Consider the following 14502-nt stretch of genomic DNA (forward strand, 5'->3'; position numbering starts at 1 on the left):
GGCAGGTATCATCCGCACTTCGTTATCCACGACAGGAGAGCTGCATGAGTCGCCCCACCGTGCTTCAGGTCGGTCGTTTTCCGCCGCGTTTCAACGAGCGCCTACAGCGTGACTATCAACTGATCCGCCTGTGGGAGCAGCAGGATATGCTCGCCGAGCGCGGCGCCGAGATCGATATTGTCGTCACCTCGGCGCGCTATGGCTGCTCGGCCGAGCAGCTTGCGCAGATGCCCAACCTCAAGGCCATTTGCAGCTTTGGCGTCGGTTACGATTCGATTGCCGTCGCGGAGGCCAAGGCCCGCGGCATCCCGATCAGCACCACGCCGGAGGTGCTCAACGCTTGCGTGGCCGATACGGCCATGGGCCTGCTGATCGACACTGCCCGGCAATTCGCCGCAGCCGATCAACACGTGCGCCAGGGCAAGTGGCTCAAGGGCCAGTACCCGCTGACCCGCAAGGTCAGCGGCAAGAAGCTGGGTATCGTTGGCTTCGGGCGGATCGGCAAGGAGATCGCCAAGCGCGCTGCGGGTTTCGATCTGCAGATCCGCTATCACAACCGTCGCCCTGACCCTAGCACCGATTACGGCTATGAGGCCGATCTCAAGGCGCTGGCAAGCTGGGCCGACTTCCTGGTACTGGCCTGCCCGGGTGGTGCGTCCACCCATCATCTGATCGATGCCGATGTACTCGCGGCCCTGGGCGCCGAGGGCATTCTGGTGAACATCTCTCGCGGCAGCGTGGTGGACGAGCAGGCCCTGGTTGCCGCGCTACAAGCCGGCACGCTCGGCGGGGCGGGGCTGGATGTGTTCGAGGACGAGCCAAGGGTGCCCGAGGCGCTGTTCGGCATGCCCAATGTGGTGCTGTTGCCCCACGTCGGCAGCGCCACCGAGGAAACCCGGCTGGCCATGGAGAACCTGGTGTTCGATAATCTCGATACCTTTATCGAGCGTGGTGAGCTGATCACCCCGCTCTGAGAACATGCTCACTATCTGCTGCGCGTCGGCCCTGCGGCGTTAAAAACAGGCTCGGAAGCCGCTTGCGGCTAACGCGCTTTAGCGCGGCTCTGAAGGAGCGAGCGGAGCGAGTCATGCTCATGTACACCCGTACAGTCGGCCGCGCCCCCTGCCGCTTCCTCGCCTGTTTCTGCCTGGCAGGGCTCTAGCTCGCTAGATCGTGAACAAGTTCTGACCGAATAGGTGAGCCGTGCAAGCGGCTTCGCTTATACGCGCCGGGCCACAAGCCCGACCGCGGTTTCTACCCTTGAGCGTCACCCGGTGCGCCACAAGCGCACCGGTTCTCTAGGCCACCGTGGCCTCACGCCTTGCAATGAACGCCATCATCACCTGATTGCCATCGAGAATGTCGGTGCAGATCGCCTGACGTGCCGCCGCGCCATCGCCTTTTTCCAGCGCACGCAACACTTCCCAATGGTGCTCGATGGCCATGCGTTCGTTGAAGTCGCCGTAGGCCCGGGCAATCAGCGGGCCGGTGCGCATCCACAGACTGTCGAGCACATCGCGCAGCAGCGGCATGCCGGCGATATCGGCCAGGGCGAAGTGGAAGGCCTGGTTGAGCTTCAGTGCCGCGATCAGGTCGCCACTGTGCACGGCCTCCAGGTTGTCGCGAATGGTGCGCTCGAGCATCTGCAACTGTTCGGCAGTCACCTTGGCGGCCGCCGTTTCCGCCGCCAGGCCCTCGAGTGCCAGGCGAATGCTGCGGATTTCCGCGTACTGCTCCTGGGTCAGAACCGGCACACGGATGTCGCGCGGGGTCTTGAGGATCAGCGCCTTTTCCTTCGCCAGCTGCAGGATGGCGTCGCGTACCGGCGTGACGCTGGTGCCCAACTGTTCGGCCAGGTCGCGGATGCGCAGGCGATCGTCCGGCTGGAAGCGGCCAGTGATCAGCGCCTCGCGCAGCAGGGCGTAAACGCCGCTGCCCAGATAGCTGTGGCTGAGACCGTCGATGGGGTATTTCATGCTGGTGACTTCCGAGGCGCGGGCCGCGCGATTCTACCCCGGCGGCTCACACGTGCTGGCCGCCATTGACGTGGATTTCCGCGCCATTGACGTAAGTGGCTCCGGAGGTGCAGAGAAAGTACACCAGCGAGGCCACTTCCTCGGGCTTGCCGAGGCGGTGCATGGGAATGTCGCGCTCGACGATCTGTTCGGTGCCCGACGAGAGGATCGAGGTGTCGATCTCACCCGGCGCGATGGCGTTGACGCGCACCCCATGACAGCCGAATTCATGGGCCATCTCGCGGGTCAGCGCCGCCAGCCCGGCCTTGGAGGCGGCATAGGCGGAGCCGGCGAAAGGGTGCACCCGTGAGCCGGCGATGGAGGTGACGTTGATGATGCTGCCCTGGGCCGCCTTCAATTCGTCGAACAGACCTCGGGCGAGCAGGGCCGTGGAGAACAGGTTGACGTTGAACACCTTGGTCCAGGTCGCGTAGTCGCTGCCCAGCACGCCGAGGCGCTGGCCATCCTCGCCCTTGGGCGACACACCGGCGTTGTTGACCAGCGCATCCAGCCGCCCGCCGAGCTTCTCGCGGATCAGCGGCAGGCTCTCCTGCAGGTGTTCGATGTCCTCGAGATCGAGATGTATATGGTTGAGCTTGCCTTCGGCCCACGGGCACTCGGCCACCCAGTCATGGCGCGAGGCGGTGAAGATACGCCAGCCCGCGGCATTGAAGTGCTTGACCGTGGCATGGCCGATGCCGCGGCTGGCGCCGGTCAGCAGCAGGGTTTTCTGATCGCTCATGGCATATCTCCGGATTCGAGGGCTCGCGCAAGCACTGTAGTTGCTCTGATCATCCCTGAATAAAAAATATGATGCATCATAAATTTTGGAGTGCTTTAATCCATTTGCCGTGCACGCCAATAACAACAAGTAGATGGCCTGATGGACATGCTTGGCTCCTCAGCGCCGGGTTCAGCAACCCAATGGTTCTTGTCGGTAAAGCATCGGTGTTTCTGCCTTGAAGCTGCCCTTACCCACCAGAGCCTCGGCTCTGCCAGGAGCATCCCTCAATGTTCAAGAAAACCGCACTACTGATCGCTATCACCTGCAGCGCAACTGCCGTGCACGCCGCTGAAAAACTCACCGTGGTTTCCTTTGGCGGTGACAACAAGGTGGTTCAGGAAACAGCCTTCTACAAACCCTTCGAGGCACGCGAAAAGGTGCAGATCGAAGCCTCCGCGTACAACGGCGAGATGGCCAAGATCAAGGTCATGGCCGATACCGGGCAGGTTTCCTGGGACGTCGTTGAAGTGGAGACCCCGGAACTGATCCGGGGTTGCAGTGAAGGGCTGTTCGAACCGCTGGACTGGGCGAAGATCGGCAAGCGTGAGGATTTCATTCCCGAGGCGGTGAGTGATTGCGGTGCCGGGATTTTCATCTGGTCGACGGTGCTTACCTACGACAGCAGCAAGCTGCAGGGCGCTCCTGCGGGCTGGGCGGATTTCTGGGATGTGCAGAAATTCCCCGGCAAGCGTGGCCTGCGTCGCGGTGCGAAATTCACCCTGGAGTTCGCCCTGCTCGCCGACGGCGTGGCACCGGCCGATTTGTACCAGGTGCTGGGCACCGAGGCGGGCGTCGAGCGGGCATTCCGCAAGCTCGACCAGCTCAAGCCCAGCATCCAGTGGTGGGAAGCCGGGGCGCAGCCGCTGCAATGGCTGGCCGCCGGTGACGTGGTCATGACCTCGGCCTACAACGGTCGCGTGACCACGGCGCAGAATGAAGGCCGCGACTTCGTCATGCAATGGAACGGCAGCCTTTACGACCTCGACCACTGGGCCATCGTCAAGGGCAGCAAGAACAAGCAACTGGCCGAGAAGTTCATTGCCATGGCCAGCACGCCGCCGCTGCAGAAGGTCTATGCCGAGGGCATTCCCTACGGTCCGACCAACACCCACACCATGGCACTGATCGACCCGGCGATACGGGGCAGCCTGCCGACCGCGCCGCAGAACCTGAAGAACGCCCGCGCCATGGATATCGAGTTCTGGATCGACCACGGCGAGGATCTGGAGCAGCGCTTCAACGCCTGGGCCAGCAAGTAAGCGACGAAGCAGACTTCAGCAGTGGGAGCGGGCCATGCCCGCGAAATTTTCGGGCATCGCTCGCTTGCACTGGCTGAGTTGCGGCAATAGGCAGTAACGCGAATTGAACGATAAGCAAAATCTTGGCGGAGTATGTGGATGTGTCGCTGAATACCCAGCTTGTGCATGACCCCCTCTTGCAGGCGCAGCCGGCGCAGGTCAGCGCCGTGCGTGCCAGCATCATCGCCAGCGAGCGCTTTGCCGTGCTGGGTAGCGTTCGCCCCCTGGCCGGCGAGCGCGATCTGAATTTCCAGCTCACCTGTGCTGATGGTAGTTCCTACCTGCTGAAGATTTCCCACCCGCTGGAGAGCCCCCAGGTGGTGGATTTCCAGAACCAGGCGCTGCTGCAGATCCAGCGCGCCGATCCCGAGCTGCCGGTGCAGCGCGTGCACGCCGCGCGTGACGGCCGCTACCAGGCCTTGGTCGATATCGACGGCCAGAGCATGCTGGTGCGCCTGCTGTCGTTCGTCGAGGGGCTGGCGCTGCATCAGGTCAGGGCGCGCAGCGCCACCTTGCGGCATAACCTGGGCGACGCCATGGCGCGGCTCGACCGGGCGCTGGCCGACGTTCGGCATCCGGCATCTGGGCACGAGCTGCTCTGGGACATGCAGCAGGCCGCTCGGTTGCGGCCGCTGCTGGCGCATATCGGTGACACGCCGTTGAGAGCGCTGGTGAGCGAGGCGCTGGATGCCTTCGAGGCACGGGCGTTGCCGCGTTACCCGGCGCTGCGTCGGCAGGTGATCCACAACGACCTCAATCCGCACAACGTCATCATCGATCCCCGGCAGCCTGAGCGCCTGCTGAACATCATCGACTTCGGCGACATGGTCGAGGCGCCGCTGATCAATGAGGTCGGCGTGGCGGCGGCCTACCAGCTGGGTCATGAGGGTGACGTGCTGGCGCCGGCGCTGGATTTCGTGGCCGCCTATCACCGCCGCAACCCGCTGCAGGAAGAGGAACTGGATATCCTTGGCGAGCTGATCGCCACGCGGCTGGTGATGACCATCGGCATCACCGCCTGGCGCGCCAGCCTGCACCCGGAAAATCGCGACTACATCCTGCGCAACGTGCCTCAGGCCAGTGCCAGCCTGCGCGGCCTGGCAGCCATCGAGCCTGGGCGGGTGCGCCAACGTATCCATCAGGCCTGTCGGGGAGTCTCGCAGCCATGAGCATGATCAACGGATTCAGTGCGGCGGATGCCGAACGACTGAATGAGAGGGAACGCCGCCTCATCGAGCGCCGCGAGCGGCTGCTCGGCCCGGCCTATCGGCTGTTCTACGAGCGCCCGCTGCACACAGTGCGGGGTGAGGGGGTGTGGCTGTACGATGCCGCGGGGCGGCGCTACCTGGACGCCTATAACAACGTGGCATCCATCGGCCACTGTCACCCGCGGGTGGTGCAGGCGATTGCCGAGCAGGCAGCGCTGCTCAATACCCATACCCGCTACCTGCAGGAAGGCATTCTCGATTACGCCGAGCAGCTGCTAGCGACTTTTCCGGCCGGGCTCGAGCAGGTGATGTTCACCTGCACCGGCAGCGAGGCCAACGACCTGGCGCTGCGCATCGCCCGTCACTACACCGGTGGCAGCGGAGTGATCGTCACCAATTTCGCCTACCACGGGGTGACCGGCGATATTTCCGCGCTGTCGCCGTCCCTTGGTGCGAGCATCCAGCTTCCTGCCCATGCCCGTAGCGTGCGGGCTCCCGATGTCTATCGCCTCGGGCCGCAGGCGGGCAGGCTGTTCGCCGACGACGTGCGCGCCGCTATCGCCGATCTGCGCGCCCACGGCATCAAGCCGGCGGCGCTTTTGATCGACGGCATCTTCGCCAGCGATGGCATCTTCGCAGGGCCCGAAGGCTGTATCGCCGAAGCGGTCGCGGTCGCCCAGGCCGGAGGGCTGCTGTATATCGCCGATGAAGTGCAGTGCGGCTTCGCTCGCACCGGTTCGCACATGTGGGGTTTCCAGCGCCATGGCGTGAGGCCTGATCTGGTCAGCCTCGGCAAGCCCATGGGCAACGGCCAGCCGATCGCCGGTGTGGTGGTGCGCCCCGAGGTGCTCGAACCCTTCGGCCGCAGCATGCGCTACTTCAATACCTTTGGCGGCAATCCGGTGTCCTGCGCGGCCGCGCAGGCGGTGCTGGAGGTGATCCGTGATGAGGCCCTGCAGCAGCGCGCGGCGCAGATCGGCAGCTATCTGCTGGCCGGCATACACCAGCTGGCGCAGCGCCACGAACTGATCGGCGATGTGCGCGCAGCAGGGATGTTCATCGGTGTCGAACTGGTGAGCGACCGTACCAGCAAGGCGCCGGCGGCCGAGCAGGCCAAGCGCGTGGTCAACGGCATGCGCGAGCGCGGCGTGCTGATCAGCGCAGCCGGGCCGCTGGAGAACATCCTCAAGATCCGGCCGTTGCTGGTATTCGAGCAGGCCCACGCCGATCTGTTGATCGCGGCGCTGGACGAGGCGCTGCAGGCGCTGGCTTGAGCCACTCAGGCTCGGCGCAGGAACTCGCCGGGCACCGCTCGCGTCAGCCAAACGCCGTTGTCGGCCTGGAAGAACTCGCAACCCTGCTCATGCATGCGTAACGCGTCGACTTCGAGGATCACCGGGCTGCCGTAGCGCTGCCCGACCTGCCGGGCAGTCTCCACATCCTGGGACAGGTGCACATGATGGCGCGCCCCGGCGACCAGACCCTGACTTTCAATGGATTGCAGAAAGCGGCTGGCCGTGCCGTGATAGAGGCGCTCGGGTGGCTGCTTCTGCACGTGCTGGAGCTGCACCTGGGTGGTCGAGTGGCCCTGGGCGGCGCGGATCCTGCGGCCATCGGCCGACAGGCTGAAGCGCTGCTTGTCGTTGTCGGCCACCACCGCCTGCAGGGGCTCGATGTCGAGCTGGCGGCCGCTGCGGGCCGCGCCTTCGAGCAGCGCGTCGATTTCGGCCCAGCCCTCGCTGTCCAGCTGCAGGCCGATGGTCTGCGGTTCGTGGCGCAGCACATAGCTGAGGAACTTGCTGACTGCAGTGTGTGAGTCGCGGCTCATGGTATTCATAAACGTCCTTGTAAACAGCCGAGTCTCAGGCGCCGGGTGCGCTGTCCAGGGCCTTGCAACTGGCCGCGAAATTCTGCCGGCAGGCGCTCTGGAACAGGCGGCGGGCCTGGTTGGGGTCGCGCGCGACGCCATCGATGCCGCGCAGGTAGAGGTTGCCGAGAATATGCTGGGCCATGGGATTGCCGCTACTGGCGGACTGGTTCAGGTACTTGAGCATGGCTGGCGGGTTGCGAAATTCCGGGTTGTCACGGCCGGTGTAGAGGTAGGCGAGGCTGACCGCCGCTTCGGCATGGCCGCGATCGGCCGCCTGCTTCCACCAGTACTCGGCCTGCTTGAGGTTCTTCTGGGGCTTGCCAACGAAGTAGAAGCTGCCGAGCTTGAACTGGCTGTCCAGATCGCCGCGCTGTGCCAGCTCGGTCAGGCGCTGGAAGTCGCCGTCCGCGGTCTGCTGCTCCGATGAGGCTGCACCGGCCGGGCCCTGGGTCGTGGCGGGCGGGGTTTGCTCTTGATTGGCGCAGCCGGCCAGCAGGGCTAGGAAGCTGGCCAGCAGCAGCGGCGTGGTGAGGGCGAACGGTCGGATCATGCTTGAGCTCCATGGAGACGGCCTGAACTTCGTGGTCTTGAATAGCCAGGGAGCCGTCGGTGCTGTGATTGTTGTCGGGGTTCGACCCGCCTGCGCGCAAACGGTTCGCCCGCTGCTGAACGATGCGCTTGGTTGCGTGAAATTATTGGTGTATTTTTTCATGAAATAACCATTTGATAATTTCATCCCATGTTCAGGCAGTCCGCCCAGCACCCCGCCACCTACTATGCAGGCAGCTACCCCGGCGCGATCCCCGAGCGGGCGCGTCTCGAGACCAGCGTGGACTGCGACGTGGTGATCGTCGGAGCGGGCTTCAGCGGCCTGCACTGCGGCCTGCGCCTGGCCAAGGCCGGCAAGCGTGTGGTGCTGCTGGAAGCCAGCCGGGTGGCCTGGGCCGCCTCGGGGCGCAATGGCGGGCAGGCGCTGCTGGGCTGGTCGTGCGATATGCCGCCGCTGGAAAAAGCCCTCGGCCTGCATGGCGCCCGCCAGCTGTGGGACAGCATGTGCTGGGCCGCCGACGAGCTGCGCGAGTTGCCGGCGCGCCATGGCTTCGAGGTCGACTACCGCGTCGGCAGCTTGTGGACCGCAGTGCTGCCGCGTCGCGTCGGCCTGTTGCGCGACGCGCAGCACGAGGCCGTGCACAAGTGGGGCTACCGCGACCTGCGCCTGATCGAGGGCGCGGAGCTGCGCGAGTGGCTCGACAGCCCGCGCTACGTGGCGGCGCTGCACGACGCCAGGGGCGCCCATCTCAATCCGCTCAAGCTGGCCCAGGGGCTGGCCACGGCCATCGAGAAGGCCGGCGGGCGGATCTTCGAGCAGACCCGCGCCCTGGCCTACGAAACCTTGCCGGAAGGTTATCGGCTGCGCACCCAGCATGGCGAAGTGCGCGCCGACGTCCTGGTGCTGGCCTGCAATGCCTACCTCGATGATCTGGACCGGTCGCTGTCGCAACGGGTTCTGCCGGTGGGCTCCTATCAGGTGGCAACCGCGGTGCTCGACCCGCAACTGGCGCGCTCGCTGCTGCCCCATGACAGTTGCGTGATCGACAACCAGTTCGTGCCCGACTATTTTCGCCTGACCCCGGATAACCGCCTGCTGTTCGGCGGTGGCTGCACCTACCTGGGCGGCTTGCCAAGTGACGTGCCGGCGGCGACACGGCCCTATCTGGAGCGGGTGTTTCCCCAGCTCAAAGGCGTCGCCATCGACTATGGCTGGGGCGGGCATATCGACGTCACCATGAAGCGCACCCCGGATGTCGGCTGTCAGGGGCAGCGCTACTGGTTGCAGGGCTTTTCGGGGCACGGCGTACTGCCGACCCTGGCCGCGGCGCGGGCGGTGACCGACGCGATCCTCGGCGAGCAACAGCTGCTGGCCCTGTATCAGCGCATCGGCAATCCGCGCTTTCCGGGCGGCGCCTGGCTGGCAGGGCCGCTGGAGGCGGCGGGCAAGGCCTGGTATCGGCTGCGTGACTATCTATGAAGGACTGCACCGGCATGGACATGCAGGAAGAAATCGAAGGCCTGGCGATCCTCATTCGTGATCTGCGCAAGCACAAGAACCTGACCCTTGGCGAGCTGGCCGCGCGCATCGGCCGTTCGGTGGGCTTCCTGTCCCAGGTCGAGCGTGGCCTGTCAAAACCGACCGTGGCGGATCTGACCGCCATCAGCGAAACCCTGGGCGTGTCGACCACCTATTTCTACAGCCTGGAAAAACCGCGGGCACTGCCCTGGGTCACCCGCCCTGGCGAGCGGCGCACCCTGTATTACGCCGGAGGCATTACCGATGTGCTGGCTTCGCCAAGCATGTCGGCCGGCTTCTCCATGCTGGAAAGCCACCTGGCCCCCGGCGCGACCAGTGGCGAGGGGCACCTGAACGACAGCTCCGAGCAGGGCGGCTTCGTGCTCGAGGGCCAGTTGAGCATCTGGCTGGACGATCAGCCCGAGCCCGTCACCCTGGGGCCCAATGACAGTTTCCAGTTGCCGCCGCACAGCCAGTTTCGCTACGCCAACCTTACCGATCAGCCCGCACGGGTACTCTGGGTGTTCCGCTAGGCGGGCACAGGAAATCGCATATGACCTTCACAAGCCTGTCCGACGAAGTCAGCGCCTTTCGCGCCGCTCACCCCGACGTGCGTTACGTCGACCTGATCTGCCTGGACATTCCCGGGCACTTCTATGGCAAGCGCTACCCCATCGACATGCTCGCGAAGGTCGCCGCCGGCAGTCTGCTCAAGCTACCGCAGAACTGCGTGCTGCTCGGCGCCCAGGGTGGCCTGCACGAAATCGGCGACTACTGCTTCCATGATGGCGACCCGGATGCCACGCGGCGTCTGATCCCGGGCACGCTGAAACCGGTGCGTTGGGAGCAGCAACCGTTGGGGCAGATGCTGATCAGTTCCGACGGTACCGAGTCGCCCATCGAGTTCGAACCTCGGGAAGTGCTGGCCCGGGTGCTGGCGCGCCTGGCGGCCAAGGGCATGCGCCCGGTGGTGGCCTTCGAGCTGGAGTTCTATCTGTTCGACCGGGCGCTGAAGGACGGTTTGCCGCAATTCCCCCGCGATCCGTTGTGCGGCGACGAGGACGACCAGCCCAACCTGCATATCGAGCGTCTGTCGCGCTTCTCCCCGGTGCTGCACGAGATCGTCGAGGTGGCCAATGAGCAGGGCATCGACGCCAACGTGATCACCGCAGAAATCGGCCCCGGGCAGTTCGAGATCAATTTCGGCCACTGTGACGACGGTCTGCAGGCCGCCGACTGGGCCGCACTGTTCACCCGGCTGACCCGTGGCGTGGCACTCAAGCATGGTCATCGCGCCAGCTTCATGAGCAAACCGTACCTGGATGCGCCGGGCAGCGGCATGCACGTGCACGTCAGCCTTTACGACGAGCAGGGCAACAACCTACTGGCGCCTGACGACGGCCGGCCGCTGCGCCACGCCGTAGCCGGTTGCCTGGACTGGTTGCCGCACTGCATGCCGATCTTCGCGCCGCACCACAACGCCTACCGCCGTTATGGCTCGCGGGTGAATGCCGCCAGCCGGGCCAGCTGGGGTTACGAGGATCGCGATGCCTGCGTGAGGATTCCCGACTCCGATGCGCGCAACCTGCGTATCGAGCATCGCCTGGCCGGTGCCGATGCCAACCCGTATCTGGTGCTGGCAGCGATTCTGGGTGCTATGGAGCATGGCCTTGAACAACGTGTCGAGCCTATCGCACCGCTGAATGAGAACCGTCAGAGCGGCATCGACTTTCCCATGGACATGCTCGCGGCGGTGGCGCAGATGCGCCATCATCCGGCCGTCAATGCCGGGCTGGGTGAGGAGTTCGTGATGGTGTATTGCGAGAATAAACGGCAGGATCACCTGGCGTTCATGGAGCATATCAATGCTCGGGAGTACCGCTGGTTTCTCTGAGCTCATCGCGGCATAAATGAAAAAACCCGCCAATGGCGGGCTTTTCTATGGGGCAGCGGTTAGCGGAACAGCGACCAGCTCACCGCGTAGTCATTGAACCCCAGGCCCCACAGGGCCACGGTCAGGGCCAGCAGCAGCTCCAGCACCAGCACGCCGATGGCCAGGGTACCGCCGGAGATGGTCAGGCCCTCGTTGACCGGAATGCGCAGGAACGCCGGCATGCCCACGTAGAGCAGGCGCGCGCTGTAGGCCAGCGCAACGATGCCGACCATCAGCAGCAACCAGGCTTTCGGGTACAGCAGGGCGATACCAGCGATGAACAGCGGCGTGGCCACGTAGCCTGCGAAGATGATGCAGCGGCGACGGGTCGGGCGGCTGGCGAAGGAGTCGGACATCCAGTGGATGACGTTACCCATGATCGCCACGCCGATCAGCATCAGGATGTAGAACACCACCCCCAGCGCTGCGGCAGTCGGCACCGCCACCTTGTAGGCTTCGCCGCCCAGATGCCAGCCGATCTGGGTGGTACCGATAAAAGCGCTGACGACAGGAATGAGTGCCATCAGCAGAACGTGACGGGCGTAAAGGTTGGTGATGCTTTCCTTTTCCCGGTCGATGTTGCGCCACTCGCGGCCCGGATTGGCCAGCAGCCCCCAAATGTGATTGATCATGACTCTTCTCCTCTGGCTCCAGCATCGTGCCGGCATGAGATACCCGAGAGCTGATCAGTCTGGATTGTGCGGCATGTGCCATTCAATTCAGCCCTCACAGGTATGAGTGAAGTTCACCGCAATAGGTTTGACCAGAAATTCACCACCAAGGCGCACGGCTCTCTCGGTGCCTCGCCCGGTCGGCGGCAAATGCCACGGCTGGCGGGCCGCCCCGGCGTTTCGCAAAGTGCCACCGGTGGTCGTTACCAGGTATGTCGAGGCGCCCGGGCACGAGCCGTAGCGCCGCGCTGGCGAACCCAGCAACGCTGCACTCTGGCGGGCGGCAGGGGAGGGCAGGGGGCATATCCCTAGATTTTATATGTGCTCTTTGGCCCCTGCCTCGGGCGGGGCAAAAGTGCTATGTTGCGCACCCTCTCAGGCAGGGCCATGACATGAGCGACGACAAGGCACGTAATCGATCCACCGAGCAGTCGGACGACGGCAAGCGCGGTGGTTGTCTGTGGCTGACCCTGCTGGGGCTCGGCTTCATCGTGTTGGTATTCGGCATCATCATCTATGCCATTACCCGTGAGCAGACTGCTGACGTGCAGGCCAACGAGCTGGGCGCCATCCAGGCCTGCTGGGGCAAGGCCAACGACCCGTCGGCCACGCCCACCTCGCGTGCCTTCGCCACCGACAGCTGCAAGGAAATGGAGAAACAGTTCCGCATCAAGTACGGTCGAGAGCCCGAGCAATGAGCCAGGAACAGGCCGCACCGTCCAAGCGCTTCCTGCTGATCCTGTGCCTGCTGGCGCTGGTCATCGTCGTCGCCATGGCCGCCTGGGCGTGGAGCCGCTTCGGGGTATCGTACCTGCGCCCCTTCGGTGACCAGGAGCAGCAGGCGGTGTTCTTCCAGGGTGGTGGCCTCAAGCTTCCCGCCGAACTGGCCGGCCCCGGCAAGATTCGTGTGGTGCATTTCTGGGATCCACAGTGCCCTTGTCACAAGGAAACCGACGCCCACCTCAATTACCTGATCGGCCTGTATCGGTTTTCCGGCGTCGAGTTCTATAGCGTGCAGAAGCCGGGCAGCACCGGTGAGATGCTGCCATTCTTGCGCGGTAAGCTGACGCCCCTGGAATCACTCGAAGGCATGGAGTCGATTCCGGCCAGTCCGGCCATCGCCATCTGGGATCAGAAGGGTAACCTGGCCTATGCCGGACCCTACAGCGAGGGATTGGTGTGCAATTCCTCGAACAGTTTCGTCGAGCCGATTCTCGACGCCTTGTCGGCCAACCGTAGCGTCTCTGCGGCCAATACCATGGCGGTGGGCTGTTACTGCGACTGGCAGGCAAAAGAAGGTTCTTGATTCATCGCAGTAATCCACAGGTTTTATGGGGTTACCGCTGTGCGACATATTGCCGCGCAACTGCGCAGGTACGAGGCACTATTATGAGTCGCAACTCACCCGAAGATTCGCGCCAGGCCCGCGAGCGGTAATTCGCTCTCGCGCTACAGGTGCGATCATGTGGGGCTTTGCGAGCTGAGCGAGGCGTTGGCAACTGCTCGATGGCAGTTGGTGCAGCTGGGTCGGGGCAGGCCGGGGGGTGACATACTCCCCGACTATTTGTAGGCCCATCGTCGTTATGCGGTTGGTTTTTTCGGCTGCGTAACCGAAAATGTCGCCCCCTCCGTTTAGTAGTTTCGATGCTGAAACGATTTCGGTGCCTGAGCGCATCGTTTTCCTGGCATGCCCGGTGGCATTGGGTGTCAGGCTGAACAGAACGCTATGTGGGATATCACTTGCTGAAGGTCGTGAAATGAGAGAAGAGAAGTACCACCGCTTGTTCCGCACGCTTCTGACGATTGTCGTGGCCGTCTCCCTGAGTGGCTGCGACTGGGTTCTTTTCGATTCGAAAGGCCAAATCGGCATCGAGCAGCGCAACCTGATCATTACCGCCACTCTGCTGATGCTGATCGTGGTGGTACCCGTCATTTTCATGACCATTCTGTTCGCCTGGCGCTATCGCTCCTCGAACAAGGACGCGACCTACGCGCCCGAGTGGGCTCACTCGCACAAGATCGAGGCCATCGTCTGGGGCGTCCCTTGCGTGATCATCATCGTGCTGGCGGTGATCACCTGGAAGACCACCCACTCGCTCGACCCCTACAAGGCCATCGAGCACGAGAACAAGCCGCTGACCGTCGAAGTGGTCTCGCTGGACTGGAAATGGCTGTTCATCTATCCGGAGCAGGGCATTGCCACCGTCAATGAGCTGTACATCCCGGACAACACGCCGATCAGCTTCCAGATCACCTCGCAGAGCGTGATGAACACCTTCTTCATCCCTCAACTGGGCGGCATGGTCTACGCCATGGGCGGCATGCGCACCCAGCTGCACCTGATTGCCAATGAGCCGGGCGAGTTCTTCGGCCTGTCGGGCAACTACAGCGGTCATGGTTTCACCGGCATGAAATTCGCCGTGCATGCCACCAGCAATGAAGAGTTCGAGCAGTGGGTGGCCAAGGCCAAGCAGTCGCCGAACACGCTGGACTTCAATGGCAGCTACCAGATGCTGGCCAAGGCGAGTGAAAACAACCCAGTCGAGTACTTCAATGCTCAGCCAGGCCTGTTCCGGCAGATCCTCGGCCAGTACATCGATTACAAGAGCAACCCTGTGAGCGAAGCCGCGCACGCTTCAGGTGCGGAGGAATAAA

At 63.7% G+C, this 14502-nt stretch carries 16 protein-coding genes; 11 read left to right on the plus strand and 5 right to left on the minus strand.

What is annotated here, in order from left to right:
* The first annotated feature begins 44 nt into the window (after positions 1–44).
* A complete protein-coding gene (locus BM154_RS09140) occupies positions 45–974 on the plus strand; it encodes a 2-hydroxyacid dehydrogenase (RefSeq protein WP_074882558.1) in 930 nt (309 codons plus the stop codon).
* A gap of 324 nt (positions 975–1298) precedes the next feature.
* On the opposite strand, the gene BM154_RS09145 is transcribed toward BM154_RS09140, so the two are convergent.
* The gene (locus tag BM154_RS09145; protein ID WP_074882559.1) at positions 1299–1976 is read right to left on the minus strand and encodes a GntR family transcriptional regulator; all 678 of its coding nucleotides are present in this window, start codon (positions 1974–1976) and stop codon (positions 1299–1301) included.
* Between the two features lie 46 nt (positions 1977–2022).
* A complete protein-coding gene (locus BM154_RS09150; RefSeq protein WP_074882560.1) occupies positions 2023–2757 on the minus strand; it encodes an SDR family NAD(P)-dependent oxidoreductase in 735 nt (244 codons plus the stop codon).
* 269 nt (positions 2758–3026) lie between these two features.
* Here BM154_RS09150 and BM154_RS09155 point away from each other — a divergent pair, with 269 nt between their 5' ends.
* The 3 genes from BM154_RS09155 (at position 3027) to BM154_RS09165 (ending at position 6579) form a co-directional block, all read left to right on the plus strand.
* A complete protein-coding gene (locus BM154_RS09155; protein ID WP_074882561.1) occupies positions 3027–4058 on the plus strand; it encodes an ABC transporter substrate-binding protein in 1032 nt (343 codons plus the stop codon).
* A 140-nt stretch (positions 4059–4198) separates the two neighbouring features.
* Positions 4199–5266: a phosphotransferase gene (locus tag BM154_RS09160; protein WP_074885224.1), complete on the plus strand. Its 1068-nt coding sequence runs from the start codon at positions 4199–4201 to the stop codon at positions 5264–5266.
* Positions 5263–6579, plus strand: a complete 1317-nt coding sequence (locus tag BM154_RS09165) for an aspartate aminotransferase family protein (RefSeq protein ID WP_074882562.1) — start codon at positions 5263–5265, stop codon at positions 6577–6579. Before BM154_RS09160 ends, BM154_RS09165 begins: the two co-directional genes overlap by 4 nt.
* A gap of 5 nt (positions 6580–6584) precedes the next feature.
* Here BM154_RS09165 and BM154_RS09170 read toward each other — a convergent pair whose 3' ends face one another.
* Positions 6585–7133, minus strand: a complete 549-nt coding sequence (locus BM154_RS09170) for an RNA 2'-phosphotransferase (protein WP_074885227.1) — start codon at positions 7131–7133, stop codon at positions 6585–6587.
* Positions 7134–7167: 34 nt separating this feature from the next.
* A complete protein-coding gene (locus BM154_RS09175; protein WP_074882563.1) occupies positions 7168–7725 on the minus strand; it encodes a tetratricopeptide repeat protein in 558 nt (185 codons plus the stop codon).
* Here BM154_RS09175 and BM154_RS24280 point away from each other — a divergent pair.
* Genes BM154_RS24280 through BM154_RS09190 form a run of 4 tightly spaced genes read left to right on the plus strand, consistent with a single transcriptional unit; the run spans position 7724 to position 11137 of the window.
* Positions 7724–7894: a hypothetical protein gene (locus BM154_RS24280; RefSeq protein WP_170286253.1), complete on the plus strand. Its 171-nt coding sequence runs from the start codon at positions 7724–7726 to the stop codon at positions 7892–7894. The two genes, BM154_RS09175 and BM154_RS24280, sit on opposite strands and share 2 nt — an antisense overlap.
* Positions 7895–7914: 20 nt before the next feature.
* Complete coding sequence (locus BM154_RS09180; RefSeq protein WP_074882564.1) at positions 7915–9204, plus strand: NAD(P)/FAD-dependent oxidoreductase; 1290 nt, start codon at positions 7915–7917, stop codon at positions 9202–9204.
* Between the two features lie 14 nt (positions 9205–9218).
* Entirely contained in the window at positions 9219–9776 is a 558-nt protein-coding gene (locus tag BM154_RS09185; protein WP_074882565.1) for a helix-turn-helix domain-containing protein, read from the plus strand.
* Positions 9777–9796: 20 nt separating this feature from the next.
* Positions 9797–11137: a glutamine synthetase family protein gene (locus BM154_RS09190; RefSeq protein WP_074882566.1), complete on the plus strand. Its 1341-nt coding sequence runs from the start codon at positions 9797–9799 to the stop codon at positions 11135–11137.
* A 59-nt stretch (positions 11138–11196) separates the two neighbouring features.
* Here the strand turns inward: BM154_RS09190 and BM154_RS09195 are convergent, their stop codons facing one another.
* Positions 11197–11808, minus strand: a complete 612-nt coding sequence (locus BM154_RS09195) for a Yip1 family protein (protein WP_074882567.1) — start codon at positions 11806–11808, stop codon at positions 11197–11199.
* A gap of 431 nt (positions 11809–12239) precedes the next feature.
* Here BM154_RS09195 and BM154_RS09200 point away from each other — a divergent pair, with 431 nt between their 5' ends.
* The 3 genes from BM154_RS09200 (at position 12240) to cyoA (ending at position 14501) form a co-directional block, all read left to right on the plus strand.
* Positions 12240–12545 carry a hypothetical protein gene (locus tag BM154_RS09200; protein ID WP_083414525.1) on the plus strand — a complete coding sequence of 102 codons (306 nt, stop codon included), beginning with the start codon at positions 12240–12242 and terminating at the stop codon, positions 12543–12545.
* On the plus strand, positions 12542–13153 hold the full coding sequence (locus BM154_RS09205) for a DUF6436 domain-containing protein (protein ID WP_074882568.1): 612 nt from the start codon (positions 12542–12544) through the stop codon (positions 13151–13153). The genes BM154_RS09200 and BM154_RS09205 overlap by 4 nt, the downstream gene beginning before the upstream one ends.
* Before the next feature lie 451 nt (positions 13154–13604).
* Complete coding sequence (cyoA, locus tag BM154_RS09210) at positions 13605–14501, plus strand: ubiquinol oxidase subunit II (RefSeq protein ID WP_074882569.1); 897 nt, start codon at positions 13605–13607, stop codon at positions 14499–14501.
* Position 14502 lies beyond the last annotated feature (1 nt).

The organism is Phytopseudomonas argentinensis (assembly GCF_900113905.1).
In the GTDB taxonomy this organism is placed as follows: Bacteria; Pseudomonadota; Gammaproteobacteria; order Pseudomonadales; family Pseudomonadaceae; genus Aquipseudomonas; species Aquipseudomonas argentinensis.

What these genes read in the sequence shown, in the direction of transcription:
- BM154_RS09200 (WP_083414525.1), top strand. Translation starts at nt 12,240, where the DNA reads ATGAGCGACGACAAGGCACGTAATCGATCCACCGAGCAGTCGGACGAC.
- BM154_RS09175 (WP_074882563.1), bottom strand. Translation starts at nt 7,725, where the DNA reads ATGATCCGACCGTTCGCCCTCACCACGCCGCTGCTGCTGGCCAGCTTC.
- BM154_RS09170 (WP_074885227.1), bottom strand. Translation starts at nt 7,133, where the DNA reads ATGAGCCGCGACTCACACACTGCAGTCAGCAAGTTCCTCAGCTATGTG.
- BM154_RS09155 (WP_074882561.1), top strand. Translation starts at nt 3,027, where the DNA reads ATGTTCAAGAAAACCGCACTACTGATCGCTATCACCTGCAGCGCAACT.
- BM154_RS09145 (WP_074882559.1), bottom strand. Translation starts at nt 1,976, where the DNA reads ATGAAATACCCCATCGACGGTCTCAGCCACAGCTATCTGGGCAGCGGC.
- BM154_RS09195 (WP_074882567.1), bottom strand. Translation starts at nt 11,808, where the DNA reads ATGATCAATCACATTTGGGGGCTGCTGGCCAATCCGGGCCGCGAGTGG.
- BM154_RS09185 (WP_074882565.1), top strand. Translation starts at nt 9,219, where the DNA reads ATGGACATGCAGGAAGAAATCGAAGGCCTGGCGATCCTCATTCGTGAT.
- cyoA (WP_074882569.1), top strand. Translation starts at nt 13,605, where the DNA reads ATGAGAGAAGAGAAGTACCACCGCTTGTTCCGCACGCTTCTGACGATT.
- BM154_RS09140 (WP_074882558.1), top strand. Translation starts at nt 45, where the DNA reads ATGAGTCGCCCCACCGTGCTTCAGGTCGGTCGTTTTCCGCCGCGTTTC.
- BM154_RS09205 (WP_074882568.1), top strand. Translation starts at nt 12,542, where the DNA reads ATGAGCCAGGAACAGGCCGCACCGTCCAAGCGCTTCCTGCTGATCCTG.
- BM154_RS09190 (WP_074882566.1), top strand. Translation starts at nt 9,797, where the DNA reads ATGACCTTCACAAGCCTGTCCGACGAAGTCAGCGCCTTTCGCGCCGCT.
- BM154_RS09165 (WP_074882562.1), top strand. Translation starts at nt 5,263, where the DNA reads ATGAGCATGATCAACGGATTCAGTGCGGCGGATGCCGAACGACTGAAT.
- BM154_RS09180 (WP_074882564.1), top strand. Translation starts at nt 7,915, where the DNA reads ATGTTCAGGCAGTCCGCCCAGCACCCCGCCACCTACTATGCAGGCAGC.
- BM154_RS24280 (WP_170286253.1), top strand. Translation starts at nt 7,724, where the DNA reads ATGCTTGAGCTCCATGGAGACGGCCTGAACTTCGTGGTCTTGAATAGC.
- BM154_RS09150 (WP_074882560.1), bottom strand. Translation starts at nt 2,757, where the DNA reads ATGAGCGATCAGAAAACCCTGCTGCTGACCGGCGCCAGCCGCGGCATC.